1 protein-coding gene is annotated in these 1,955 nt (G+C 67.4%); it reads right to left on the reverse strand.

The window, feature by feature from the left end; translation table 11 throughout:
- Nucleotides 1-222 precede the first annotated feature (222 nt).
- Nucleotides 223-1,955 (reverse strand): ribonuclease R (rnr, locus tag NTW26_09065; GenBank protein MCX7022404.1); only part of this gene is annotated, 1,733 nt, incomplete at its 5' end.

A 1,955-nucleotide genomic window follows, 5' to 3' on the forward strand; every position in this document is an offset into this window, starting at 1 on the left:
ACCCCGGCCCACGCCTCGCTGCGATGACGTAGGGCGGCCCCTCTGCGGGCCGCCGCAATCTTCCCCACACCCAAAACCACACCCCAGAGGGGAGAGGGGGGTTGGCTGCCCTCACCCCGGCCCCGTCGGCGCGCCTCTCCCACAGGGAGGGGGAGACCGCCGCGGTTCGACCCTCACCCTAGCCCGTAGGCGAGCCTCCCCCCAAAGGGGGGAGGGGAAACATCACTTCTTGTACTTCTTCTTCCGGCTCGCCCGACCGCGCTGCTGGGGCGGGATGTACTTGAGCCAGTGGGGCTCGCCTTCCGCGGGGGGTAGCTTCCGGCCGCGAGCCGCCTTCTTCTCGGGTATTTTCCCCGCCGGGTCCAGGTCCAGCCGCAGCGCCGCCAGGTCAACCTTCACCACCTGCACCTGGAGCTTGTCGCCCAGCCGGTAGGTGTTGCCGGTGTTCCGCCCCACGAGCTGGTCCGGCGACTCCTGGAAGCTGTAGTAGTCGTCTCCCAGCTTCGCCACGTGGACCAGCCCCTCGATCAAGAGGTCGTTCAGCTCGACGAAGACGCCCTTGGCGATCACCCCGGTGATGGTCCCGGCGAAAACTTCGCCTAAATGCCCGGCGAGGTACTCCAGCTTCTTGAACTCGTCCGCCTCGCGCTCGGCCTCCTCGGCCAGCTCCTCCGTGGCCGAGGTGTGCTTGGCGATTTCCCCGAGCTGGATCCGGTCGTAGGGCGGCCCGTCGCCGACGTGGAGCGCCTTCAAGAGCCGGTGCACCACCAGGTCCGGGTAGCGCCGGATGGGGCTGGTGAAGTGCGTGTAGCAACCCGAGGCCAGCCCGAAGTGCCCGACGTTCTTCGGCGAGTACACCGCCCGCTGGAGGCTCCGCAGCAGCATGAACTTGATGAGCCGCTCGAGCGGCTTGCCCTCGGCGGCCTTGACCAGACGCTGCATCACCCGTGGGTCGGCGAGCTCGTCGCCGGAGAAGTCCATCTGCAGAAACTTCAACGACTTGGACAGGTGCTGGAGCGCGCGGGGGTCCGGTTTGTCGTGGATGCGGTAGAGCGCCGGCCCCTTGGCGTCGGTGAGGAGCTTCGCCACCGCCTCATTGGCCAAAAGCATGAACTCCTCGATGAGCTGATGGGTGCGCAGGCGCTCCTTGACCCGAATCTCCAGCGTCTTGCCGGTGGCCTCGTCCAGTATCAGCTTCGCCTCGGGCTGGTCCAGGTCTATGGCCCCGCGGTCCAGGCGCCTCTGGTAGAGGACCTTCGCCAGGGCGTCCATGCGCCGCAATCGGTCGGCCAGCTCGTCCAGCTCCGCCTGAGTCCTGCCTTGGCCAAACTCCTGCACGTCGGGGGTTTTTTTGCCGTCGATCAAATCCTGGGCCAGCTCGTACCACAGCCGGTGCCGGGAGTTTATCGCGGAGGGCGTCGCCTCCACCGCCGTTATCTCCCCCTTGGCGTTGAGGTCGGCGATGACGCTCACCGTGCGCTTGAGCTCGCCGGGCCGCAGGGAGCAGACGAAATTGGAGAGCCGCTCGGGGAGCATGGGCAGCACCCGGTCGGGGAGATAAACGCTGTTGCCGCGCAGGAAGGCCTCCTCGTCCAGCTCCGTGCCGGGGACCACGTAATTCGACACGTCGGCGATGTGAACCCCGAGCCGCCAACCGCCGTCTTTCTCCTCCAGGCTTATCGCGTCGTCGAAGTCCTTGGCGTCCACGGGGTCTATGGTGATGATGTATTCCCCGGAGAGGTTGCGCCGCCGGGTCCACTCCTCGTCGGCGATGGCCGGGTCGCACCGCTCGGCCTCGGTCTCGACCTCGGGGGGGAACTCGTCGGGGAGCTCGAACTTGCGGACGATGGCCAGGATGTCCACGCCGGGGTCGTCGGGGTCGCCCAGGACCTCGACCACCTTGCCCACGGGGATCTCGCGGGGGGCCTCCCAGTCCAGGACCTGGGCCACCACGA

The sequence above is a fragment of the bacterium genome (assembly GCA_026398675.1).
Classification (GTDB): Bacteria; RBG-13-66-14; RBG-13-66-14; order RBG-13-66-14; family RBG-13-66-14; genus RBG-13-66-14.